This window comes from Providencia rustigianii DSM 4541 (assembly GCF_000156395.1).
GTDB classification, from domain to species: domain Bacteria; phylum Pseudomonadota; class Gammaproteobacteria; order Enterobacterales; family Enterobacteriaceae; genus Providencia; species Providencia rustigianii.
Window position 1 is genome coordinate 393 of the sequence record NZ_GG703847.1, and the last position, 306, is coordinate 698.

General features: G+C 49.3%; 1 pseudogene. It reads right to left on the minus strand.

What is annotated here, in order from left to right:
* Positions 1-247: pseudogene (locus PROVRUST_RS18910) on the minus strand (phage tail protein); the annotation flags it as partial.
* Between the last annotated feature and the right edge of the window lie 59 nt (positions 248-306).

Here is a 306-nt window from a genome sequence, read left to right on the forward strand (position 1 = left end):
CCGTCACCGGCTTTGATTGATTTCCGATTGCTTCTAACGCACGGGCTAACGTGCCGGTATCGCCTGCTTTACCGGCAGCATCCATCACGTCAGTAATTAAAACTGGTGTATTGAGCGGAAAATGTTTGGCATCAGCATCATCGGCAGTACAAACCATGCCGGCGATAGCTGTATTAATGGTGCGAATAGGGCGCGTACCCTCGTTCAGTTCGACGACTCGCACGCCGTGGTGATAATCTTGAGCCATTACTAGCGTCCTCTATTTTGCAATAGCTCAATTCTGGATGTGGGATAAGTGAAATGCAC